A 22,863-nucleotide genomic window follows, 5' to 3' on the forward strand; every position below is an offset into this window, starting at 1 on the left:
TCATGATTTCTATTAGCTTTCAACTAATAGAATCCCGTTCGCGGGACTGAAGCAACCCGCTACAAGATAGCCCTGAAGGGCTTACTACGTTTCTACTAATAGAATCCATTCGCGGGACTGAAACCCTACTTGTTGTTTATTGATTACTGGTTTAAATATCGTTCAATTAACACAATCGCAACAATATCATCAATGGGACGGGGTGGGGTTCGCATTCCTTTAGGAATTAAACGAGTTAACCCTTTAGGGGGATAAAGTTGCCAATAGCGATCGCGCGCTTCTAAGGTAGAATATCGTTCATTAACTTGAATAATAGATAGAGATTTTGGCAAAATTTCAGTTAGTTTTTGTTTCCATAGTTTTGAGGTGGTTTGATCCCCCATGACTACCGTTTCAATCGTAAATTGTTGACAGAGAGATTGAATTATTGTAGGAACATCCGATGCTAAAATTACCTGATGATAATATAATTGGGAATCTTCACCCATCACGGCAATTCCACACTTTTCTCGACCGGGATCAAAACCTAAAATCATGGGATTGTTTATCCTGTTGAATAGAATAAGATTGAGAGGTAGAATTTTCTAATTTATTCGGCTCTGGATTGAATGGATTGGGAAATTGAGGGATATCATTCAAGGGTTTCTGTTGTCGGGTACTAAAGATCACTTCTCCATTACGACGGGCTAATAAATCCAGTCGTAACGGCCCTATTGTATAGGCATCTTCCGCAGCAACAGCTTGAATTTCTAGGGGTTGATTATGCTCTTGCAATTGTTGAAAAAAACGAATTAATGTATCCATTCTATCATTCCCAATTTGCACTGTTCCATCAACAACCCCAACAAAACGCGCCCGAAAACTAGAAGCATCTAATAGTTGTTGCAGTTGTTTTCGTAATTGCTCATTAGATAAAGTGGAGGGATTAAAGGTTGTACCCGCAATAATTTCTCCTGTTGTAAATAATAAGCGATTGGGTTCAGCTTTTGTAAAAACCGCTACTTTTGTTTCACCCACTAAAAAGTTCGCTGCGGAAATGATTTGTACCACATAATCCCGACCATCATCAATTTGATCCATTAACTCTTCAACTTCGGCTTTGGTAATTTGAATAACTTGGGCTTGATTGGCTTTAGTATTTCCTAATTGCACCACCTCAATAGCATTATCATTGGCTTTTTGTAAAAGGGTATTAATTGCTTGTAGAGCCGTTTTAGGGTCAGTAATATGCACTAATCCACTGGCTAAAACTTCTCCTCTTTCTAAGACAACACTCCCTTCTCGTAAAAGTTGAAAATCTCGTTCAACCAGTTCAACTTGATTAGCTAAAATTTGTTTTTGCTGTTCTAATTTTTCCTGTTCTATCTCTAGTTCTTGAAGTCGAGATTCCCGTTTAGCAATAATTTTATCCTGTTCTGTAATCCGTTTTTCCTGTTGCTCAATTTCTTGATCTTGCTGTTTCATTTCTTGAGCGCGTTTAGCAATTTCTCGATCACGAGTTTTAATCTGAGCTTTAACTTGTTCTCGTTGTTGAATCAGATTTTGACGTTCCGTTCTGAGTTGGGAAATTTCTGCTTGTAAACTTTGTTTTTGTTGAAAGACCTGCTGAAGACGATTTTCGGTTCGCGCCAATTCGTCTTCCATTGCGGTTTTTTCCGATTGAATTCCTTGCAATTGTTTTTGAAGCTCTGTCAACCGACTTTGAGTTTTTTGTAATTCTTCTGCTGTTTGAAAGGCTTGTGATTGGGCCGTTTGTAGCGATTGATTAATCGCATTTAACTGATCCATTGCGGTTTTGAGTTCAACTCTGGCTTTGGCTAAATCCGTTTCTACTCGTTTTCTTTCATCTTCAGCACGAGTTAAATCTTTACGAGCATCATTGAGTCGAGTTTGAATTTTATCAATTTGAAAAACACCCCGACGCAGGGGTTTACTAGAAGCAAATAAAATCCCTAATGTCAATGCGGAAAGGACACTACCCGTTACAATAGTAACAACCATAGCAGTGTTGCGGGGGCGTAGATTGAATAAACTCAGCCTGGCCTTTCCAACTTTCGTTCCAAGGCGATCGCTGACAGTGGCAATCACGCCTCCCAAAACTAAGATAGATATAACCAGGATAATTCCTGCGGTCATACCAAAAATTTAACACTGTAGTTTAAACGGATTCGACCTCTTTTAAGGGTAAGTGTTTCCTTTAACAATTCAACTGAATTTTCTTTCGTTGGGTTTGGAAATATGCGCCCCATTAACTAGGTGAACTGCTGACTCAAGGTAACGGGATTATGAACGGTGATCTTTTTCTTATGAATCGAGATCATGTTTTTTTGTCGCAAATCTCCTAATAAACGGGTAACAGTTACTCGCGTTGAACCAATGGCTTCTGCGATCGCTTGATGGGATAACTTTAGGTCAATGCGAATCCCATCTTTACCAGGGACACCAAAATCTCGACAAAGAATCAGAAGAAAGCTGACTAATCTTGATCCCATATCTCGATGGGCTAAGGTTTCAATCATCATCTCTGTTTGTAAAATCCGAGACGATAACCCTCGCAACAACACCATTGAGAGTTCGGGATCACTTTTGAGTGCTTTCTCAACTTGTTCAATGGGAACCGAGAGCAGTTCGACAGGGGTAAAGGCGACGGCGTGGTAAAACCGATCTGACCGATGACCTGTAATTAAAGATAAAACACCAAATACACTATTTTCTCGAAGTAAAGCAACAGTAATCTCTTCTCCAGCTTCATAGACTCTGGACAGTTTTACCGCACCTTTGATCAGAACATAGACGCGCTCCGCCGGATCGCCGGGAAAGAAGATCGTCTTACCCCGTTCAAAGCTTTCCACGACGGGAGGGAATGCCCCTCCGCCGATGCTGCGGAACACTTCTGCTAACGGTCTATCATACGTCACGACCCGATCCCTTGCACTAACAATGCCCTAATTTATTCCGTATTTCAGTTTACGCTAATTGCATCATCGGTCAATTAAACAGACCAATGATTGTCCTCTGGTGCGCTTCACCCCTAGGGGGGATAGGCAAATCAATCCCTTTGAGAAGGATACCAATTGCATATAGAATAGTCTATTATGCTGAATTTGAACGGAAAAAACGCACTTGTTACTGGCATTGCCAACAATCGCTCAATTGCGTGGGGCATTGCCCAACAGCTTCATGAAGCTGGAGCTAATCTCGGAGTGACCTACCTTCCTGACGATAAAGGTCGTTTTGAAAAGAAGGTCAAAGAGTTGGTTGACCCCCTCAACCCTAGTTTGTTTTTGCCCTGTGATGTCCAGAACGATGCTCAAATTGAGGAGCTTTTTACTACCATCCGCGACCAGTGGGGGCGGATCGATATCCTCATTCATTGTCTGGCCTTTGCAGGAAAAGAGGAACTCTCAGGGGACTTTAGCAATGTATCCCGTGCCGGATTTACCCGCGCGTTAGATATTAGTGCTTACTCATTAGTACAACTGAGTGCTGCTGCTAAACCTTTAATGACACAGGGTGGTAGTATTGTCACCCTAACATATCTGGGCGGTGTGCGGGTAATTCCCAATTACAACGTCATGGGTATTGCTAAAGCAGCCTTGGAAATGAATGTTCGTTATTTGGCGGCGGAGTTAGGGCCATCGGGCATTCGGGTGAATGGCATTTCCGCAGGCCCGATTCGGACTTTAGCCTCTTCAGCCGTGGGTGGCATTTTAGACATGATTCACCACGTTGAAGAAATTGCTCCCCTAAAACGGACTGTTACCCAAACGGAAGTTGGTAACGCGGCGGCTTTCCTCTGTAGTGATTTATCCAGTGGCATTACGGGCCAAATTCTGTATGTCGATTCGGGTTATTGCATCATGGGAATGTAATCAGTTATCAGTGATCAGTCATCAGTTATCAGTGTAGAGACCCGCAATGGCGCATCTGTTATAGTAGTCAGTTTAAGAGTTAAGCGTTAAAACTTCATCAACTATCTACTGATGGACTACCGATTAACAAGTAGCTATTGACTACTAACTCTTGATAACTGATAACTGATGACTGATAACTGATGACTGATGACTGATAACTGATAACTGATAACTGATGACTGATAATACTGATCGCCCTTCTATTAATAGTTCTAATTCTAATTTAGAGATTCTCCCTCGGATGGCAACGGTACATCGAAAAACGGGAGAAACGGATGTTAATGTTACTGTTAATTTAGATGGAACTGGAGTCTGTAATGTGTCTACAGGGGTTCCATTTTTAGATCATATGTTACATCAAATTTCGTCTCATGGGTTAATTGATTTAGAGATTCAAGCGACTGGAGATATTGAAATTGATGATCATCATACGAATGAAGATGTTGGGATAACATTAGGTTTAGCGTTAGCGAAAGCATTAGGCGATCGCAAAGGAATTGTCCGGTTTGGTCATTTTATCGCCCCTTTAGATGAAGCCTTAGTTCAAGTTGCTTTAGATTTTTCCGGTCGTCCTCATCTAAGTTATAGTTTAGAAATTCCCACGCAACGAGTCGGAACTTATGATACTCAATTAGTAAGAGAATTTTTTGTAGCCATTGTTAATAATAGTCAAATGACCTTACATTTACGTCAATTAGACGGAATTAATTCCCATCATATTATTGAAGCTGGCTTTAAAGCCTTTGCTAGAGCGTTAAGAATGGCGGTTGAAATTGATCCCCGTCGTGCGAATACCATTCCTAGTTCTAAAGGCGTTTTGTAATTTTGCGGGCTGTTGGGGGTTGAGAAATTATGCTACGGTTAGACTATCCTGATTATTGTTTTGATTGAAGTTATGGTTTCTCAACCTGCAACTCTCAACCCAACAGAAATTATCTATCCCGAAAGTGATGGAAAGCCAATGGCAAATAACACAGAACAATTTAACTGGATTGTTGCAATTGAACAGAATTTAGAATGGTTATTTGCTGATAATTCTAATGTATTTGTGGCGGGAGATTTATTCTGGTATCCGGTGGAAGGAAAACCGCATATTGTGAATGCACCGGATGTTTTAGTGGTATTGGGAAGACCCAAAGGAAAACGAGGTTCCTATCTACAATGGAAGGAAGACGGAATTTCCCCGCAAGTGGTTTTTGAAATTTTGTCTCCAGGTAATACCAAGTCAGAAATGGAACGAAAATTAGTGTTTTATGAACGCTACGGCGTTGAGGAATATTATATTTATAATCCTGACAATTATCAATTCCAAGCTTGGTGGCGAGGGGATGGGGGCTTAGATCTAGTAGAAATTGCTGAAAATTTGGTCAGTCCCCGTTTACAAATTCGTTTTGAACCCTCAGAAACCGAGTTAAAAATCTATCGTCCTGATGGGGTTAAATTTCTATCTTATGTGGAAATTAATCAACAGTTAGAAGTTGAACGCCAACGGGCGGAAACTGAACGCCAACGGGCGGAACAAACGGAAACCTTATTAAGGGAAGAACAACAACGAAATCAACGGTTAGCAGAACGTTTACGACAGATGGGAATTAACCCCGATGAATTAGATTAACGTAATTAAGGGTTAAAACTGGCTAAGATTAAGGTGAGATCGTCATCGGTTCGTCCGGTTACACGAGGCGATCGCAAAAACCCCATTAATTGTTCTTTTGCATCGGTTTCATCGGTGATAGTTTCTACAAATTTAAACAAAGGAGAAAAGAAGGGATGATGGGGTTTTCCTTCGGGCATTTTTAACGCTAACATTTGTAACCCATCGGAAAAAGCAGCTAAATATTTAGGTTGTCCTAACCAGAGGTTAAATTGGGCATTTTCAACGGCATTAGGAGAAATTAAAAATACCGTTTCATTCAAATATTCTCCACTGGTTGGTATCGTTAATTCCAGAATAGTTCCCTTGTTATCTTCCACAACAATAGCCCCATCTCCTACTTGAGCAACGGCGACTAATTTCGGTGTTGCTATACCTATAATTAAAGTAGTAGCTAACTCTCTAACTTCGATTTCTTGGCTAAGAGATTCGGCTTCTAGCGCAGTTTTAGCAACAGTTAAGGCATTTTTTAAATAATCTTGCCAAGGGATATCCTTAGTATTATTATCCCCAGAATTAATCTGTTTTTCTAGGGTTTCTAATGCTGTTTTTACAGCAATATTTGCCCCCAAATCTGCTAATTTTGCCGAACCCGCCCCATCTGCAACCGCCAGAATTATCAAATCTGGAGATAACTGTTTAAAACCATGAGCATCTTGACAAGGGAGATCCTGTTTTTCATGACTGGTTCCTGTCACTGATGCCGATATAATTTGCCAATTACAAACCTGATTCATTATTAATGATTAACTTGTTTAAACACTCACATTTTCTATTATTAAACTGTTCCCCATCCCGGTGGTGGTAAAGCCACCTGTTCATCCACTTTGGAATGAGAAACTGTTTGCATACTTGTTGATAACCAAATAAACATTTCTCGAAAGTCTAACCCCTTCAATTTTAACGGAGTTCTCTGAACAATTTGAGCCAACCGATCTAAATTTGCCCCTTCTACGCCAACGGCAAAAAATGCCACCTGTTTTTTCAATTCTTCCTCTTGAATGCGTCTAGTCGCTTGTTCTGTCACCCGGTCAGTTTCTCCTTGAGGTTCACCATCCGTAATCATAAACACCCAAGGACGATAATAGGTAATCCCATTATTGCGATATTCTGATTTTCTAGCTGCAATTAAATCTAAGGCTTGACTAATAGCAGTGCCCATAAAGGTTTGACCTTGGGCGGTTAAGACCGGAGGTTCAAACTGATCGGCGGTCACGAAATCCTGTACAATCTTAACTTGATTATCAAAGGAAATAATTGCCACTTCCACTCGTTTTTTAGCGAGTTCATCCCGAATTAAATCATTTCTAAAGGTCATCAGTCCATCGTTTAAGGCGTCAATGGGAACCCCTTGCATCGATGCGGAGGTATCCAACAACAGCACACAAGGACACCGAGGTTCAGGATTTTCTGCAAATTCAACGGCTTCTTCTAGTCTCATGATTGTGATCTACTCAAGTTCTAATTACTAGGATACTATCTCTTGTTCCTTTATTGATAGTTTCAATAGCTAGAAATCTAGCCAAGATTTATTTCCAATCTTCCCAAGATTGATTAAAAATTGACATTCCGGGAAATAAAATCGGATTATTATTGCTTTCTAATAATCGTTGTAACTCCTCTAATAAAGGTTCCCGATAAGGTAAATTATCCACTAATTCATAGGGAAAAACCTGTTTTTCCAAGCTAAATGCTGCGGTTGTTCCCGCCGCCGCACCAACAGACCATTCAAAGGAATGAACCCGATAAGCCGCCGCCGCAATATGACTGGTGGCGATACTTTTTCCCGCTACTAATAGATTATCAATTTTTTGAGGAATCATGGCTCTTAACGGAATTTGAAACGGATAAGCTTGTCCTTGTCCTCGACGTTCTCCTTCCCGTTCTGTATTCCCTGGAATTTCCGGTGGACTTTGGGTTAAACAGGGATGAAAATCAATCGCATAATGACCAATTCCAACGGTATCCGCATAAATTGTAGCCCTAGAACGGGGTTGAATATCAGCAATTGTTTCTTGTCCTGAAAGTACAGGTAAACTATCTAAACCGCCTAAGTTTAACCATAGCAAACGATATTCTTCTGGGGTTAAATTATCACTATACCAATCTTGACGAAAGTTATTTCGAGAAATATCAATTTCTGACACCATAAATCCATTTTTATAACCGTAGGAAGGACGACCAATAATTCGTCTTCCTTCTCGCATATAGGGATATTTTGATAAGCCATGAACGGTTCCCATTGGGGAATTTAAACCGGATAAATATCGATAATTAGGATGTTTTTCTTTAACACCTGCACCCAGTTGGGAGTCTGTAGTTCCTTCAACTAACCAATAGAAAAACCCTAAAGCATTTTCTTCACCTTTGCGTAAGGTTTCTGTTCTTAACCCCCCCTTCCATCCTCCGGGTTCGAGTTGACCTGTTGCTTCTAATTGGGCTGGTGTTAAGATTAAATTATCCGTCGATGTTCCCGGTCGATAATCATTGCCCCATGTCCAATTTTGCATGGAAATATCCCCTGGATAAATCGGCCATTCACGGGGATTCGTAGAGCGTTTTTTATTCGGTTTCATGCTATGAATTCGCCGATAGGTATAGACTAAATTAAAATTAGCTAATCGGGGCAATTCATAACTATAATAAGGAGCATATTGTTCATAGAATGACGGTTTTTCATGGGTTTGGGGGTCGGCGGTTGCTTCCATTGCAAAGGTATAGGTAAACCCTTGAGTACAATAGGGATCTGCGGTTAAACTTGATGCAGTGGGTTCTTGAGGAGAACGGGGATCAATTCCGAGTTGATGAGGAATATTCGTTAAACCAATAATTTCCCCGGTTTCTGTCGCTTCAATAATATACCAATCTGCTCCTTGATCAGCTTTTATTTTAGGGATAAATCGAATAATAGTTTTATTAAAGCGTTGAGAATTGTTATAATTATAAGCATCATCAATTATTTGAGATAAGGGTTCTGTATTTAAGGGCGGTGTTCCGGGTAAAGGTTGATGTTGAATAGCGATCGCTTCAGTAATTTGATTATCAGTAATAGTCATATCTTTAATGACTGTGGAAGGAAACCAATGTAATCTTCCTTTTCCTTTTTTTTCAGCTTTTTTCAACATTTTTAATAATATTTCATTCCCCGCTTCCGGCATAAAACAGGCTTCACTGACCCAACAAGCGCCAGGGTTCAATATTCCATATTTATTTTTAATTCCTTCTCGTAATTCTAAATACCCTCTAGGATATAATAAAAGAGATCGTTGGGTCGGTCGTTCATCTAATGCAGAGGTTCCTTGGGCGGAAATTTGACCCCCTACCCAGTCGGTAATTTCCGTTAAACAAACGGTTTTTCCATTGAGTAATCCTTCATAAGCAGCCGCACTTCCTGCTAATCCTCCCCCAACGATTAACAAATCACATTCTACTTTTTGATCAATTCGAGGAGGAGTTGTTAAAGCGAGGGATAAACTTGGATAAAATGAAATTAAACTGATGATTAAACTGATGATTGATTTGGGAGACATAAGCGTTATGTTTGATCTATTTTTTATAGATATTCAATAAATTTTAAGATCCTCAGCATTAAATGAACTAGGTTTTTAGAGCTTGATTTCAAAAATCATAAACTTTGATAGAGACCGGGTGCGTCTAACCTTGAGAAGATAAAATTTTTATTTTTAACAGAATTGCAAGTCAGATCGATACAATAGAAAATAGCACTCTGAACTGGGCTAAAATCCCCGTGTATTTTCCGCGTTAAATGCTCTGTTCCTCACCCTAATTATGATTGAACTCCTTGCGGTGCTATCGGCATCGGCGGCGGCAGGATTAAGAATAGCTTTACCCTTGCTGGTCATTGGCTTACTGCAAAATGATTTATGGTCGCGTGTACCCTTTCTGTCTCGATTTTCACCACAGGTTGTTATCGGGGTGCTCGTCAGTTGGTCATTATTTGAAATTTTTGCATCTAAAAAACTCCTGGGACAGCGTATTTTACAAATAATACAATTACTATTTAGCCCCTTTGTTGGTGCTATCATGGGTTTAGCGATCGCAGAAGTCACTCATGTTGAACCTCGCTTATTTTGGATTATTGCCATTGTTAGCGGTTTACTCGCTCTGGTTTTACAATTAGTGCAAACTGGATTATTTTATCGCTTGCGAGGTTTACCCGTCTGGGTGATTTTAGGGCAAGATATTCTTTGTGTTTTCCTGGTGATTTTTGCCTTTGATGCGCCTCAACAGGGAGGGTTAATTGCCTTATTATTATTGTGGCTTGCCATTCGGATTTCTAAAGAATGGTATCGCTGGTATAAAAAACAAGGTCAACTCGGAGAACGTAACCCCCGACGTTATAAACGGGAACCGGATTAATAGGAATATTGAACAGGCAAGATGCCTGTTCCACATCCGCTATAACAACCCAACGAAATGTAGAGGGCCTTGTCCGGTAATGATTTCTAATAAAATTGCCATCATTCCTAACATGGCTAACCGACCATTCCAGACTTCAGCCGTTGTTGTCAGTCCCCATTCCCAACGTTCTTGAGGATACAGCTTGGTTTGTTTACCGGGATGGACTACATCAGAGAACTTAATATTAGGAGCATCTAAGGCTTCTATTACCATTTCTGCTAAATCATTAATAAATACAGGATGGGTATTTAAGGCAGGAACTCGATGGAATTTTTCAATACCAGATTCTTCCGCCAGTTCCCGATATTCCATATCAATTTCTTCTAAAGTTTCGATATGTTCAGAGACAAAACTAATGGGAACTACCACTAATTCTTTAACCCCTTGTTCTGCTAATTCAGGAATCGCTTCTTCGGTATAAGGTTTCAACCATTCCACCGGGCCAACGCGACTTTGATAAGCTAAAACATGGGGGTTAGGACGATTTAACGTCTGCATAATTGCCGCCGTACACCCTTCAATTTCATCTCGGTAGGGGTCTCCGGCTTCTTCGACATAACTCACCGGAACACCATGAGCACTAAAGAAAATGGGAACTTGTTCCGGGTGTTCACAATGTTCTATTTCTTGATGAATTAATTCCGCCATTGCTTGTAAATAACCGGGGCGATTATACCAAGAGGGAATCACGGTATAATCAATTTTTTGTAAACTGGGATCTTGTTGCCAAAGTTTTTCTAAAACTCGAAAACTGGAACCACTGGTACTAATTGAGAATTGCGGATATAAAGGTAAAATAACTAATTGTTCGATTTGATCACGTTTAATTTTAGCTACTGCTTCTTCAGTAAAGGGGTTCCAATAGCGCATCCCCACATACACCCGCATATCCTGGCCTTTGTCTTGTAAAGAGGCTTGTAAAGCCAGAGCCTGCTCTTCGGTAATCCGTCGCAGGGGAGAACCGCCCCCAATGGCTTTATAATTTTCTTGGGATTTCTTATAGCGTAGCGTCGAAATCATCCAAGCCAAAGGTTTCTGCATCCAAGCAAAGGGCAAACGGATAATTTCTGGGTCTGAAAATAGATTATACAAAAAGGGGCGAACATCTTGCAGTTGCTCTGGCCCGCCCAGATTTAGCAGTAAGACTCCGACTCGTCCCATAGCGGATACTTCCTATCCTAAGATTTGTTAACTATTTTAATAATATATTGTCCTTGTGGGTTAGTCGATCTTTTCGTTCATAAAAAATTTTCTCATTATGGCAACCATCCTCAGAAGCTTAAGTTACCGTTATCAATGGCTCTATGATACAATTTCCCGACTCGCCGCCTTGAGTGTTGGGGGTGAGAGTCGGTTTCGGGAATTACCGTTAAAAGGATTAACCCTAAACCCGGAAACAAAAGTTTTGGACTTATGTTGTGGGAATGGACAAGCAACGGGGGTATTAGTTGAATATTCCCAAAATGTTACGGGGTTAGATGCGTCTCCCCTTTCCCTCAAACGCGCTAAAAATAATGTTCCTCAAGCGCAATATGTAGAAGCGTTTGCAGAAAATATGCCGTTTGCAGATAACAGGTTTGATGTCGTTCACACCAGCGCCGCGTTACATGAGATGAACCCTGAACAATTGCAACAAATTCTCAATGAAGTTTATCGCGTTCTCAAACCGGGGGGGACTTTTACCCTCGTTGACTTCCATCCTCCGACAAATCCCCTGTTCTGGCCGGGGGTAGCGTTATTTCTCTGGTTATTTGAAACGGAAACGGCTTGGCAACTGTTAAAAACAGATGTACCTCAATTAATATCACAAATTGGCTTTACTGTCAATCCCCCTCAACTTTATGCGGGAGGAAGTTTACAAGTAATTCAGGGTGTTAAACCTTGAGCCTTTCTATCTGTTTTTGGAATAGAAAATATCGGTCTAGGTTCCCGAATTAAGCTTTTTCTAAAGGTGCCATTGTTAACCCTTCTCGACTTAATTGTTGATGATAGAGTTCAGCTTGTTCTTGGGGGCCGACCCATACCGTTGCTTGACCGTCATAATGAACTTGATTCGTTAATTCCCAAGCGAGATCACTGGTCATCCCCGGAATATATTTCATCAAACAATTAGCAACGTGCTGAAACGTATTAAAATCATCATTTAATACAATGACCTTATAATTCGGATAAAGTTGATTAACCGTTTGGCTGGCGCGAGTTGGTGCAACAGTAGGGGAACTGGTCATCCCTTGAATTGAAGCTAAAATCTTTTTACTCATATCAATCACCCTCATTTCAATCTCAATACACATTAAAGAATAATTTTTTATCCTCATTCACCCCAACCCGAATCCTGTCGGTTTTGGGTCGTGATGAAAGTTATTATACCTTAACCGGGGGATTGTCGTTGTCAATTTGATCAGCAGAAGATATTTTACCCGGATTCTTATTAAATTTAACCTGAATTTTGTAAACCCGTAGTAAGCCCTTCAGGGCTATAAAAACCGGATTTTTGCAATAGTTTATTTACCCATCAAAAGATAACTAGAGAAACCCCGTTTCTGTTTAGCGACTTTGGGTGATCTCCCTGAACTTACGCTTAACACTGTAATTACTTCGTAGTGAGTCCTTTAGGACTCTCAGAAAGCCCTGAAGGGCTTACTACGTTTTAGTGGTCAACGGTTAAAAATCCTTAATCTACTTTGGGCGGTATGATCGTAGAGGATAGAAAAGTTTTGTCTAAGCCAGAAAGTGAAATTTTGGGAAGCGGCATTATGAAGTCAGTCACAAAAATCTCACTCGCAGAGTTTCTTTCTCAACCCAATATTGAGGCTTCTCCCGCATGGGAATTAATTAATGACCAACCAAGTCAAAAACCAATGCCAACGCTGTTTCACTCACGCCTACAACGCAATCTGGTTAATTATATTAATCAGCATACCAATCAGTTTGAGGCGGTGCAAGAATTACGTTGTCTAGTTCCTCCCTACTCACCTGTACCCGATATTGCTATTATTAGTTGCGATCGCCTTGCTGATGAAGACAGGCCATTTAACGGGGCTCCAGATTGGTTAATTGAAATCCGTTCACCGGATCAAAATACCTTAGACTTACAAAAGAAGATTCTCCATTGTCTGAGTAACGGAACACAATTGGCTTGGTTAATTGATATCTCTCGTCAACAAGTTTGGGTGTGGTGGGGTGATGAGTTACCATTAGTTTGTTCAGGTGTAGACATTTTGCCAAGTTTGGGTGATCTCCCTGAACTGACGGTTAACGCTGTCATGGCGATGACTCAGCGACAGTATTTCCCCTAAATCTATTCCTGATTAGACATTTTATAAGTTAAAATAAAATAGGAAAAAATGTTTTGATAAAATTAACACATCTTTGGAAAATCTAACTATGCCTCTTGGCTGGGATACTTCTAATTTCCCAACCTCTACAATGGAACAATTTACAAAGCAAGTACATCCGCTCGATCCCAATAACAGACGGCATTGGGTATTAGGAATCATCAAAGTTTTTTTTGGTTGGTTGTTGAGTGCTGTGGCTATAATGATGGGTGCCCCCTTTTGGTTTGAGCTACTAGGTAAATTTATCAATGTCCGTAATGCTGGTCAAGTACCTGAATCAACATCTAAGGATAAGCCTAGTTGAGCAGAGTTTGGTAAAAAGTGTTAGCGGGAGAAGAACATCCCAATTATGCTACCGCCCTCAACAATAATGAGATTCTTCGCTGCGCTTAAAATGACAATTATATATAGTGGGTACTTGTCATCCTGAATGGAGCAAAGCGGAATGAAGGATCTCTGATGATTTAGTGAGAACACAATGAGATTCTTCGCTGTGCTCAGAATGACAATTATATATAGTAACTCCGCTCAAGAGGTCAAACAAATCTATAGGGAAAATCAAATAGCATTTAAACTTTCAATATATAATTCAATCGCTTCTGTAATATTATCAATGGCTTCTTCAAAGGAATCTCCTTGAGAATGACAACCTTTGAGAATAGGGCAAAAAGCATGATAACCTCCATCGGGTTCTTTTTCCAGAATAACGGTATAATTGTAAACTTGTTTATTATTGTTATCCATAGGTTTTTAACGGATTAGTAATCTACCGACTTTTACCTCAATATTATTTCATAATAACTTACAGTTCCCTCCTGTAGATCCCAGGTTTCGGAATTGGATTTACCTTAAGGGAAGAAAAAACTCACGGCTTGAGCAATGACTCACAAACAGAAGTAACGAAAGTTTAAGTAATCGCAATTATTTTTAGTTTTGTTAGGGATTATTAATAATTGACTCCAACCCCGACAATAAAAGACATAGAAGCGATCGCCCTTAATAAATTTTACAAAAATCCCCGATCCACTTCCTTAAAGTTTTCCTTAAGATATACCATTAGAACTCTGTCTAATTGGAGAATAGAGCATAATTTAGGTCATTCCCTCCTTGAACAACGCATTCGTCACCCTGACAAACGGTTCATTCCTATCCCTCTCGTCATAGATAACGTTAAATTAATTGCAATGAATACTCAAGCATTCCCCGAAAAACAAGGTCTCTACGATCCTCAATTTGAACACGACGCCTGTGGGGTCGGGTTCATCGTCCATCAGAAGGGGCAAAAATCCCATGATATTGTTGAAAATGCCTTAACCATATTACTCAACCTCGACCATCGCGGCGCCTGTGGGTGTGAAGTCAATACCGGAGATGGGGCGGGAATTTTAATGCAGGTTCCCCATAAATTCCTTAAAAAAGTCACCGCAGAACAGAATATTAATTTACCCGAACCCGGACAATATGGGGTTGGGATGATTTATAGTTCCCCTGACCCCCAACAGCGCCAAAAAGGTCGGGAAATCTTTGAAAAAATTGTCACCGCAGAAGGTCAAACCGTTCTCGGTTGGCGGGATGTTCCTACGGATCATTCTAGTTTAGGGAATACCGCCCAGTCTAGTGAACCCTTTATGCAGCAGGTGTTCATTGGTCGTAATCCTAATATTAGCGATGATCTGGTATTTGAACGCAAACTCTATGTGATTCGTAAATTATCCCATACAGAAATCCGCGTTCCCGGTGCTGATCCCTATTGGTATATTTCCAGTCTGTCCTGTCGGACAATGGTGTATAAAGGGATGTTGATGCCTGTGCAGGTGGGACAATATTACCCGGAACTCCATGATCCTGATATGGAAAGTGCGTTGGCGTTGGTTCACTCTCGCTTCAGTACCAATACCTTCCCCAGTTGGGAACGCTCTCACCCCTATCGTTACATTGCCCATAACGGTGAAATTAATACCCTCCGAGGCAATATTAACTGGATGACCGCCCGCCAGTCGATGTTTGAGTCGGAATTGTTTGGGGAGGATCTCAAGAAAATTCAACCCGTGATTAACGTTAATGGTAGCGATTCTACTATTTTTGATAATGCCTTAGAATTGTTAGTCTTAGCAGGGCGATCGCTTCCCCATGCGGTGATGATGATGATCCCCGAACCTTGGACAGCCCACGAGTCCATGAGTGAGGAGAAAAAAGCGTTTTATGAATACCATTCCTGCTTAATGGAACCTTGGGATGGCCCCGCTTCTATTGCCTTTACCGATGGTACGATGATGGGGGCTGTTCTCGATCGCAACGGGTTACGACCTTCCCGCTATTATGTAACGAAAGATGATCTGGTGATCATGGCATCGGAAGCCGGAGTGCTCCCCATCGAACCGGAACGAGTCGCCTATAAAGGTCGTTTACAACCGGGGCGGATGTTCCTGGTGGATATGGAACAGGGGCGGATCATTGCGGATGAGGAAATTAAGTCTAAAATTGCTACAGAACAACCCTATCGGGAATGGTTGAATGAACATTTAGTCGCCCTGGAAAACCTCAAAGACCCCGTAGAGACGAGCCATGGCGCGTCTCTACAGGAGACTTTAGTGCAACAACAAACCGCCTTTGGCTATACCTTTGAAGATTTGCGGCTGTTGTTAACGCCAATGGCGCGGGATGGCGTTGAGGCGGTGGGTTCCATGGGAACCGATACCCCGTTGGCGGTGTTATCTGACCGCCCGAAACTGCTTTATGAGTATTTTCAACAACTGTTTGCTCAGGTCACAAACCCCCCTATTGACTCCATTCGGGAAGAAATTATCACCTCCGCCGATACTACTATCGGGGCGGAACGCAACTTGTTAAAACCCGAACCGGAAAGCTGTCATCTGATCAAACTCAAAACCCCCATTCTCAGTAATGCCGAATTAGCAAAACTGAAAGCGGTTAACGAAGATGGATTTCACGCAATTACCCTGCCGATTCTGTTTAACCCCAAAGATGGGGTAAATGGTTTAGAAGCAGCCATGAAGGGGATTTTTGAGCAGGCTGACAAAGCAATTGAAGCCGGGGTGAACCTCTTGATTTTGAGCGATCGCGGTGTTGATCCGAATAACGCCCCCATTCCCGCTTTATTAGCCGTATCCGGTTTACATCACCATCTAATTCGTCACGGAACTCGCACCCGGGTGGGGATTATTTTAGAATCCGGTGAACCGCGAGAAGTCCATCATTTTGCCGTTTTAATCGGGTATGGTTGCTGTGCGATTAATCCCTATATCGCTTTTGAAAGTATCCACGATATGATCTCTCAAGGATTATTAGTCGGGGTAGACTACAAAACCGCCTGTAAGAATTACGTTAAAGCAGCAACAAAAGGGGTAATTAAAGTTGCTTCAAAAATTGGAATTTCCACCCTACAAAGTTATCGGGGAGCTCAAATTTTTGAAGCCATTGGGTTAAATCAATCGGTGATTGATCGATACTTTAGTTGGACGGCTTCTCGCATTCAAGGTGCTGATTTAGAAGTAATCGCAAAAGAAGCTATTTTACGCCATACCAATGCGTTTCCTGACCGTCCGGGTGATCAAACTCCGACCCTGGATGTGGGGGGAGAATATCAATGGCGTAAAGACGGAGAAGCCCATTTACTCAGTCCTGAAGCGATTCATTCTCTACAAAAAGCCGTTAAGATTGGGGATTATGAATTGTTCAAAAAATATGCCCAGTTAGTGAATGAACAAAACCAGAAATATTTCACTTTGCGGGGTTTATTACAATTCAAAGATCGTCAACCTATTCCAATTGAAGAAGTTGAACCCATTGAAGCCATTATGAAACGGTTTAAAACTGGGGCGATGAGTTATGGTTCAATTTCTAAAGAAGCTCATGAGACTTTAGCGATCGCCATGAACCGCATTGGCGGTAAGTCTAACACAGGAGAAGGCGGCGAAGACCCAGAACGTTATACCTGGACAAACGAACAAGGGGACTCGAAAAATAGCGCCATTAAGCAAGTCGCCTCCGGTCGGTTTGGGGTCACGAGTTTGTACCTTTCCCAAGCTAAGGAAATTCAAATCAAAATGGCCCAGGGCGCTAAACCCGGAGAAGGAGGACAACTACCCGGACGGAAGGTTTATCCGTCTATTGCTAAAGTTCGTCACTCAACGCCGGGGGTGGGTTTAATTTCTCCTCCTCCTCACCACGATATCTATTCCATTGAGGACTTAGCCGAATTAATCCACGACCTGAAAAACTCCAACCGGGCGGCGCGGGTAAGTGTGAAATTAGTCTCGGAAGTCGGAGTTGGAACCATTGCTGCGGGGGTTGCTAAAGCCCATGCCGATGTAGTATTAATCTCCGGTTTTGATGGGGGCACGGGTGCATCTCCCCAAACCTCCATTAAACACGCCGGACTGCCTTGGGAGTTGGGGTTAGCGGAAACCCATCAAACTCTGGTGTTGAATAATTTGCGATCGCGCATTGCCGTCGAAACCGATGGTCAGATGAAGACCGGACGGGATGTTGTAATTGCGGCGTTGTTAGGGGCTGAAGAGTTTGGCTTTTCAACCGCACCGTTAGTCACCTTGGGTTGTATTATGATGCGGGTGTGCCACTTGAATACCTGTCCGGCTGGAATTGCCACCCAAAACCCCAAACTGCGGGAAAGCTTCACGGGGGAACCGGAACACACCGTTAACTTTATGAAGTTCATCGCCCAGGAAGTGCGGGAACTGATGGCGGAGTTAGGTTTCCGCACCATTAGTGAAATGGTGGGACGCACGGATGTATTAGAACCCAAAAAAGCCGTTGACCATTGGAAAGCCAAAGGCATTGACCTCTCAAAAATCCTGTATCAACCGGAAGTTGGGGAAGATATCGGTCGTTATTGTCAAATTCCCCAAGATCACGGGTTAGATAAATCTCTGGATATCACGGTGTTACTGGATTTGTGTAAACCTGCCATTGAGAAAGGGCAGAAAGTGAGTGCTACCTTACCGATTAAAAATATTAACCGGGCGGTAGGAACCATTTTAGGCAATGAAATCACCAAAAACCATTGGCACGGTTTACCAGAAGATACGGTGCATCTGCATTTCCAAGGCAGCGCAGGTCAAAGCTTTGGGGCGTTTGTTCCCAAGGGGGTAACGTTAGAATTGGAAGGAGATGCTAACGACTATCTCGGTAAGGGGTTAAGCGGAGGCAAGATTATTATTTATCCCCCGGCTCAATCCACGTTTATCCCCGAAGAAAATATTATTATCGGGAATGTGGCTTTATATGGGGCGACGGGAGGAGAAGTCTATATCCGAGGGTTAGCGGGTGAACGTTTCGGCGTGCGTAACTCTGGCGTGAGTGCGGTTGTGGAAGGTGTGGGAGATCACGGTTGTGAATATATGACCGGAGGTAAGGTCGTTGTCCTTGGCCCCACTGGACGTAACTTTGCGGCAGGAATGAGTGGCGGAATTGCCTATATCTTGGATGAAACGGGGGATTTTGCTACTCGTTGTAATACGTCAATGGCGGATTTAGAACAGTTGGAAGACCCGGAAGAAATTAATCAGGTTTACCAATTAATTGCTAAACACGCGGAGTATACCAAGAGTCAAAAAGCGTTGAAAATTTTAGCCCATTGGACGGAAATGATTCCGACGTTTGTTAAAGTGATTCCACGAGATTATAAGCGGGTTTTAGAAGCATTAAAAGAAGCTGAACAATCCGGTTTAACTGGGGATGAAGCGTTAACGGCGGCGTTTGAAGCAAATTCCCGTGATGTGGCGCGGGTTGGCGGAAGTTAATCTGGGGTCAGAAACCGGGTTTCTTAAGCTATCTTTCGGTTGAGAAACAAAGTTATGACAGAAACCCGGTTTCTCGGTACTCGGTGGGGGTCAGAAACCGGGTTTCTTAAGCTATCTTTCGGTTGAGAAACAAAGGTTATGGCAGAAACCCGGTTTCTCGGTACTGGTGGGGGTCAGAAACCGGGTTTTTTAAGATATCTCTCAGTTGAGAAACAAAGATTATTGCAGAAACCCGGTTTCTTGTTTCTCGGATTTTATTCGGCAAAGGTTAAATGTTGGATTAATTTATGGCTTTTTGAATAATCTTCTAAAAAGTAACGGTAATCCTCTGCTGAGGAAAGTTGCGATCGCACTCCTTCTAATTTCGCTAAACTCCCCCGTCGCAAATCAATATAGTCTTGATAACTGGAAAATTCCCACTCTTCGGCTTTTTTAACAAGATTAGCACTGACTGGATTTAAGTGAATATAGCGAGTTAGGTGTAATAAATATTCTTCTTGATCAACATGAATCGCCTGAAATCGTCCCTGAAAAAGTGAACCCACTCTATGATAACGTTTATTCATCGCTTTTGTATAAGACAGAGAAAACGACTGCATTAAATCTGAGAAGTTATCGGTTTGCAGGTAAACTAATAAATGATAATGATTAGGCATCAGACAATAAGCAATAATATCAACCCCATTAGTGATTAGATGGTTTCTTAATTGTCGCAAAAAATAAATATAGTTATCCCGTTCAAAAAAGATAAGTTGACGGTTATTGCCTCGGTTATAAACATGATAGTAATTACCCGCTTGAAAGATAACTTGACGACGTGGCATATTAAAGGATGGGTTAAAATTTAGAAACAGGGTTTCTCAACACAGGGTTTCTCAACAAAAATTATAGTCTGTGGGGACTCAGAAACCAGGTTTCTTAAGCAATCTCTCGGTTAAGCAACAAAGGTTATGGCAGAAACCCGGTTTCTCGGTACTCTGGTGGGGACTCAGAAACCAGGTTTCTTAACCTATCTCTCGGTTGAGTCACAAAAGTTATTGCAGAAACCCGGTTTCTCGGTACTCTGGTGGGGACTCAGAAACCAGGTTTCTTAACCTATCTCTCGGTTGAGTCACAAAAGTTATTGCAGAAACCCGGTTTCTCGATACTCTGGTGGGGACTCAGAAACCGGGTTTCTTAACCTATCTCTCGGTTGAGTCACAAAGGTTATGGCAGAAACCCGGTTTCTCGATACTCTTGTGGGGTTCAGAAACCGGGTTTCTTAACCTATCTCTCGGTTGAGCAACAAAAGTTATGGCAGAAACCCGGTTTCTCGGTTCTCTTGTGGGGGCTCAGAAACCGGGTTTCTCAATCAATCTCTCGGTTGAGCAACAAAGTTATGACAGAAACCCGGTTTCTCGATACTCTTGTGGGGGCTCAGAAACCGGGTTTCTCAAGCTATCTCTCGGTTGGGTAACAAAGGTTATGGCAGAAACCCGGTTTCTCGATACCTATCTACAAATCGGGACGCGAGAGAAGAGCTAAAAGGCCTGTTGTCCAAAATAGAGGGTGAGAAGATTCCCGTGTAAGCGAGGGGAGATGACCAACGGGAGCGTTGTATTTAAATTGGATATTCCAATGCCCCCAACCCAATTGATAACTCCGGCTTAAATGTTTATCTATCGCTATTGTGTAGTAGTATAGATCCCACTCCACTCGATCGCAGAAAATTCTCCATATTTTCTCATCATATTCCCTGGTTCCCCCCAGACTTTGATAGATACGTTTTTGCACCGAAAAACCAAACCGACCATCACTGTATTTTACCCAAAGCTGATCAATAATGCGGAGGTCTTCACTGGGGAAATTGTTGATATCTTCGATGCTCACATTATACTGGTCTTTCCCCATTACTTCTAGCATCATGCTAACTGTTTCCTCATCAGCTTCTCGCCACCTTGCCGCAGCGAGATAACCTTCTAATTGCTGATATTTTGATTGGCGTAGGCGTTCCGTTTCTTCTTCCAGTTGTCGCTGACGTTTCACTTCTTCTTCTTGGCGTAGGCGTTCCGCTTCCAGTTGTCGCTGATATTCTGTATTTTGTTGACCCTGTATCGCGTTCTGAATAGTCTCCTGATGGTGACTTTCCCCAACAGCCTCCAAACACCCACCCAACTTTTCTACATATTCCTTATCCCCCACTGTCAAAGCTGATGTAACAGCCTCTAATAACTCCAACAAACCCGGTTTTTGTTCTTCAATAGAAGAAACCCGATTTCTCAACATCAGCCAAACTTGTATCGAATACTCAATCTGTTTTCTTGCCCAAGATTGATCGGGTAAATGACTCAAACTCAGCGCTAAATCTAAATATAAATCGGGAATCAGATGAGGGCGATCGCATCCCGCTAACTGATAAAGACTTTGATAACTAGAAACAATCTCACCCACCAACATTTGCTTCAAACTTTCACTCGGCACTTTTTCCAATAAACTCGGCAACAGTTCAGGCAATTTCGGACGCACATCAGCATGGGAGAAATGATAGCGATCCGCCAGTAAACCCACTAAAATACAATGGCAAATTCCTAAAAACTGCGCCAGTTCTTGAATATACTTTTCTTCCTTAACGTTATATTTGTAATCCCGCTCTCTCGTGAAGCCAAACTCCCGATCTTCCTCCTCCTCTTCTAAAATTAATAAATTCAGTTCATCATCCCCACCCCGTCGCTGAATCTCCTCTAAACTTCTGCCTTTATCTAACAAAATCATCCGGTATTCTCGCCATTTTTCAGCATATTGACGGGCGATGGGATATAATACTTCTTTCCAAGGAATCGTTAGAACTTTTTCATAATGGGGGACGGTTTCTAACATATCCCAACCCGCTAAATAAATTCGCAGCAAATCCCCATCAATTTTAGATTCTAAAACGAGAGTTGGAATGGATTTGAGAACATGATGCAGAACATCCACTGCACTTTTGCCATGAGAAGATTTACTTTCCCAATCTGCCCCTTGATATCTGATCGGTCTGTCCTGACTCGTAAGGGGATAATGTTTGCAAAATTCTTGCACTTCATCGGTTAAGCGAGATTCAATCCGACTAAAACCTTGGGCAGCATTAGGGAATTTTTCAAACTCTAATGCAGGGGGTGATATAATGACTAATAAAGGAATATTTCGATAATTATCTTGATAGCTTTTATAAGCTTTTAAGATCACACTAGCGGGAGTTTTTAGGGGGAAAGTGTCTCGAATTTCTTTATCATCAGCAAGTTCTATGGCATTTAACAATTGAACACGAGATAATATCAGTTGACTTTCCCGACGGTATTCTTCTAAACGTTGTTCATGTTGTAAGCGTCTTGCTAACTGTTCGGCTTCAAAATCTTGTCGTTTTTGCAATCGCGCATTTTCGCAAAACTGCCGATAGTCTTCAAGTTCTCGATTAAATTTTTGTCGCACTCCTTCTAAAGCCGCTTGAAATTCTTGCCCCCTCGTTTGCATCGCAATTTGAGCATCAATTCTTACTGCTTCTAAAGACGCTTGAAATTCTTGTTGCCGTTCTTGTAAGTTCAATTGAGAAGCACTTCTGAAGATTTCTAGTTTTCCTTGAAATTCTTGGCGACTTTCTTCTAAATCAATTTGACTGTTAATTTGATCAATTACATTTTGTCTTTGCGTCCTCGCAATCATTGTTTGTACAAAAAAACCTTGACTTGCTGTTATCATTCCTTGTGCAAAATCCCAAACCATTTTAATTCCTCCTG

General features: G+C 41.7%; 20 protein-coding genes and 1 CRISPR repeat array (1 of these 21 only partly in view). Of the genes, 9 read left to right on the plus strand and 11 right to left on the minus strand.

All coding sequences use genetic code 11. The features are described from left to right. Nucleotides 1-125: a CRISPR direct-repeat array (repeat unit 37 nt) (it extends 1,256 nt beyond the left edge of the window). Nucleotides 126-143: 18 nt separating this feature from the next. The 3 genes from H6G57_RS09580 to ntcA all read right to left on the minus strand — a co-directional run bounded on the left by H6G57_RS09580 (nt 144) and on the right by ntcA (nt 2,918). After that, nucleotides 144-536: a pre-16S rRNA-processing nuclease YqgF gene (locus H6G57_RS09580; protein ID WP_190517983.1), complete on the minus strand. Its 393-nt coding sequence runs from the start codon at nt 534-536 to the stop codon at nt 144-146. Further along, nucleotides 520-2,136, minus strand: coding sequence for a DUF3084 domain-containing protein (locus tag H6G57_RS09585; protein ID WP_190517985.1), 1,617 nt, complete (start codon nt 2,134-2,136; stop codon nt 520-522). Before H6G57_RS09585 ends, H6G57_RS09580 begins: the two co-directional genes overlap by 17 nt. 116 nt (nt 2,137-2,252) lie before the next feature. Then, entirely contained in the window at nt 2,253-2,918 is a 666-nt protein-coding gene (gene ntcA / locus H6G57_RS09590) for a global nitrogen regulator NtcA (RefSeq protein ID WP_190517987.1), read from the minus strand. A 177-nt stretch (nt 2,919-3,095) separates the two neighbouring features. On the opposite strand from ntcA, the gene fabI reads away from it, so the two are divergent. The 3 genes from fabI (at nt 3,096) to H6G57_RS09605 (ending at nt 5,529) form a co-directional block, all read left to right on the plus strand. Further along, nucleotides 3,096-3,872: an enoyl-ACP reductase FabI gene (gene fabI, locus H6G57_RS09595; protein WP_190517988.1), complete on the plus strand. Its 777-nt coding sequence runs from the start codon at nt 3,096-3,098 to the stop codon at nt 3,870-3,872. A 283-nt stretch (nt 3,873-4,155) separates the two neighbouring features. After that, entirely contained in the window at nt 4,156-4,737 is a 582-nt protein-coding gene (hisB, locus tag H6G57_RS09600) for an imidazoleglycerol-phosphate dehydratase HisB (protein WP_242048933.1), read from the plus strand. Between the two features lie 72 nt (nt 4,738-4,809). Continuing rightward, nucleotides 4,810-5,529, plus strand: a complete 720-nt coding sequence (locus H6G57_RS09605; RefSeq protein WP_190517992.1) for a Uma2 family endonuclease — start codon at nt 4,810-4,812, stop codon at nt 5,527-5,529. Nucleotides 5,530-5,534: 5 nt separating this feature from the next. Here the strand turns inward: H6G57_RS09605 and H6G57_RS09610 are convergent, their stop codons facing one another. The 3 genes from H6G57_RS09610 to H6G57_RS09620 all read right to left on the minus strand — a co-directional run bounded on the left by H6G57_RS09610 (nt 5,535) and on the right by H6G57_RS09620 (nt 9,098). Then, on the minus strand, nt 5,535-6,305 hold the full coding sequence (locus H6G57_RS09610; protein ID WP_190517993.1) for a PP2C family serine/threonine-protein phosphatase: 771 nt from the start codon (nt 6,303-6,305) through the stop codon (nt 5,535-5,537). Between the two features lie 41 nt (nt 6,306-6,346). Next, the gene (locus tag H6G57_RS09615; protein ID WP_190517995.1) at nt 6,347-7,009 is read right to left on the minus strand and encodes a VWA domain-containing protein; all 663 of its coding nucleotides are present in this window, start codon (nt 7,007-7,009) and stop codon (nt 6,347-6,349) included. Between the two features lie 88 nt (nt 7,010-7,097). Beyond that, entirely contained in the window at nt 7,098-9,098 is a 2,001-nt protein-coding gene (locus tag H6G57_RS09620; protein WP_190517997.1) for an FAD-dependent oxidoreductase, read from the minus strand. A 259-nt stretch (nt 9,099-9,357) separates the two neighbouring features. Between H6G57_RS09620 and H6G57_RS09625 the strand changes: the two genes are divergently transcribed. Continuing rightward, nucleotides 9,358-9,948, plus strand: coding sequence for a DUF4126 domain-containing protein (locus H6G57_RS09625; protein ID WP_190517999.1), 591 nt, complete (start codon nt 9,358-9,360; stop codon nt 9,946-9,948). A gap of 39 nt (nt 9,949-9,987) precedes the next feature. Here H6G57_RS09625 and hemH read toward each other — a convergent pair whose 3' ends face one another. Beyond that, a complete protein-coding gene (gene hemH / locus H6G57_RS09630; protein WP_190518000.1) occupies nt 9,988-11,151 on the minus strand; it encodes a ferrochelatase in 1,164 nt (387 codons plus the stop codon). A gap of 97 nt (nt 11,152-11,248) precedes the next feature. On the opposite strand from hemH, the gene H6G57_RS09635 reads away from it, so the two are divergent. Further along, a complete protein-coding gene (locus H6G57_RS09635) occupies nt 11,249-11,875 on the plus strand; it encodes a class I SAM-dependent methyltransferase (protein WP_190518002.1) in 627 nt (208 codons plus the stop codon). Nucleotides 11,876-11,924: 49 nt separating this feature from the next. Here the strand turns inward: H6G57_RS09635 and clpS are convergent, their stop codons facing one another. Continuing rightward, nucleotides 11,925-12,218, minus strand: a complete 294-nt coding sequence (gene clpS, locus H6G57_RS09640; RefSeq protein WP_199314148.1) for an ATP-dependent Clp protease adapter ClpS — start codon at nt 12,216-12,218, stop codon at nt 11,925-11,927. A 489-nt stretch (nt 12,219-12,707) separates the two neighbouring features. Between clpS and H6G57_RS09645 the strand changes: the two genes are divergently transcribed. After that, the gene (locus tag H6G57_RS09645; RefSeq protein WP_242048926.1) at nt 12,708-13,289 is read left to right on the plus strand and encodes a Uma2 family endonuclease; all 582 of its coding nucleotides are present in this window, start codon (nt 12,708-12,710) and stop codon (nt 13,287-13,289) included. Between the two features lie 88 nt (nt 13,290-13,377). Then, nucleotides 13,378-13,632, plus strand: a complete 255-nt coding sequence (locus H6G57_RS09650) for a hypothetical protein (RefSeq protein ID WP_190518005.1) — start codon at nt 13,378-13,380, stop codon at nt 13,630-13,632. Between the two features lie 254 nt (nt 13,633-13,886). Here the strand turns inward: H6G57_RS09650 and H6G57_RS09655 are convergent, their stop codons facing one another. Continuing rightward, a complete protein-coding gene (locus tag H6G57_RS09655) occupies nt 13,887-14,072 on the minus strand; it encodes a type II toxin-antitoxin system HicB family antitoxin (RefSeq protein WP_043937101.1) in 186 nt (61 codons plus the stop codon). A gap of 440 nt (nt 14,073-14,512) precedes the next feature. On the opposite strand from H6G57_RS09655, the gene gltB reads away from it, so the two are divergent. Next, nucleotides 14,513-19,111 carry a glutamate synthase large subunit gene (gene gltB / locus H6G57_RS09660; RefSeq protein WP_190518077.1) on the plus strand — a complete coding sequence of 1,533 codons (4,599 nt, stop codon included), beginning with the start codon at nt 14,513-14,515 and terminating at the stop codon, nt 19,109-19,111. Between the two features lie 254 nt (nt 19,112-19,365). Here the strand turns inward: gltB and H6G57_RS09665 are convergent, their stop codons facing one another. Continuing rightward, nucleotides 19,366-19,935, minus strand: a complete 570-nt coding sequence (locus tag H6G57_RS09665; protein ID WP_190518007.1) for a transposase — start codon at nt 19,933-19,935, stop codon at nt 19,366-19,368. Nucleotides 19,936-20,404: 469 nt separating this feature from the next. On the opposite strand from H6G57_RS09665, the gene H6G57_RS09670 reads away from it, so the two are divergent. Beyond that, nucleotides 20,405-20,635, plus strand: coding sequence for a hypothetical protein (locus H6G57_RS09670; RefSeq protein WP_190518008.1), 231 nt, complete (start codon nt 20,405-20,407; stop codon nt 20,633-20,635). Here H6G57_RS09670 and H6G57_RS28960 read toward each other — a convergent pair. Next, nucleotides 20,606-22,849: a GUN4 domain-containing protein gene (locus tag H6G57_RS28960; protein WP_242048927.1), complete on the minus strand. Its 2,244-nt coding sequence runs from the start codon at nt 22,847-22,849 to the stop codon at nt 20,606-20,608. The two genes, H6G57_RS09670 and H6G57_RS28960, sit on opposite strands and share 30 nt — an antisense overlap. Nucleotides 22,850-22,863 lie beyond the last annotated feature (14 nt).

It is taken from the genome of Planktothrix sp. FACHB-1365 (assembly GCF_014697575.1).
GTDB lineage: Bacteria > Cyanobacteriota > Cyanobacteriia > Cyanobacteriales > Microcoleaceae > Planktothrix.

Coding starts and splice junctions, on each gene's coding strand:
- fabI (WP_190517988.1), top strand. CDS start 3,096: ATGCTGAATTTGAACGGAAAAAACGCACTTGTTACTGGCATTGCCAAC.
- H6G57_RS09620 (WP_190517997.1), bottom strand. CDS start 9,098: ATGTCTCCCAAATCAATCATCAGTTTAATCATCAGTTTAATTTCATTT.
- H6G57_RS09580 (WP_190517983.1), bottom strand. CDS start 536: ATGATTTTAGGTTTTGATCCCGGTCGAGAAAAGTGTGGAATTGCCGTG.
- gltB (WP_190518077.1), top strand. CDS start 14,513: ATGAATACTCAAGCATTCCCCGAAAAACAAGGTCTCTACGATCCTCAA.
- H6G57_RS09655 (WP_043937101.1), bottom strand. CDS start 14,072: ATGGATAACAATAATAAACAAGTTTACAATTATACCGTTATTCTGGAA.
- H6G57_RS09625 (WP_190517999.1), top strand. CDS start 9,358: ATGATTGAACTCCTTGCGGTGCTATCGGCATCGGCGGCGGCAGGATTA.
- hisB (WP_242048933.1), top strand. CDS start 4,156: ATGGCAACGGTACATCGAAAAACGGGAGAAACGGATGTTAATGTTACT.
- H6G57_RS09610 (WP_190517993.1), bottom strand. CDS start 6,305: ATGAATCAGGTTTGTAATTGGCAAATTATATCGGCATCAGTGACAGGA.
- H6G57_RS09615 (WP_190517995.1), bottom strand. CDS start 7,009: ATGAGACTAGAAGAAGCCGTTGAATTTGCAGAAAATCCTGAACCTCGG.
- H6G57_RS09605 (WP_190517992.1), top strand. CDS start 4,810: ATGGTTTCTCAACCTGCAACTCTCAACCCAACAGAAATTATCTATCCC.
- H6G57_RS09670 (WP_190518008.1), top strand. CDS start 20,405: ATGGCAGAAACCCGGTTTCTCGGTTCTCTTGTGGGGGCTCAGAAACCG.
- clpS (WP_199314148.1), bottom strand. CDS start 12,218: ATGACCAGTTCCCCTACTGTTGCACCAACTCGCGCCAGCCAAACGGTT.
- H6G57_RS09650 (WP_190518005.1), top strand. CDS start 13,378: ATGCCTCTTGGCTGGGATACTTCTAATTTCCCAACCTCTACAATGGAA.
- hemH (WP_190518000.1), bottom strand. CDS start 11,151: ATGGGACGAGTCGGAGTCTTACTGCTAAATCTGGGCGGGCCAGAGCAA.
- H6G57_RS09635 (WP_190518002.1), top strand. CDS start 11,249: ATGGCAACCATCCTCAGAAGCTTAAGTTACCGTTATCAATGGCTCTAT.
- H6G57_RS28960 (WP_242048927.1), bottom strand. CDS start 22,849: ATGGTTTGGGATTTTGCACAAGGAATGATAACAGCAAGTCAAGGTTTT.
- H6G57_RS09585 (WP_190517985.1), bottom strand. CDS start 2,136: ATGACCGCAGGAATTATCCTGGTTATATCTATCTTAGTTTTGGGAGGC.
- H6G57_RS09665 (WP_190518007.1), bottom strand. CDS start 19,935: ATGCCACGTCGTCAAGTTATCTTTCAAGCGGGTAATTACTATCATGTT.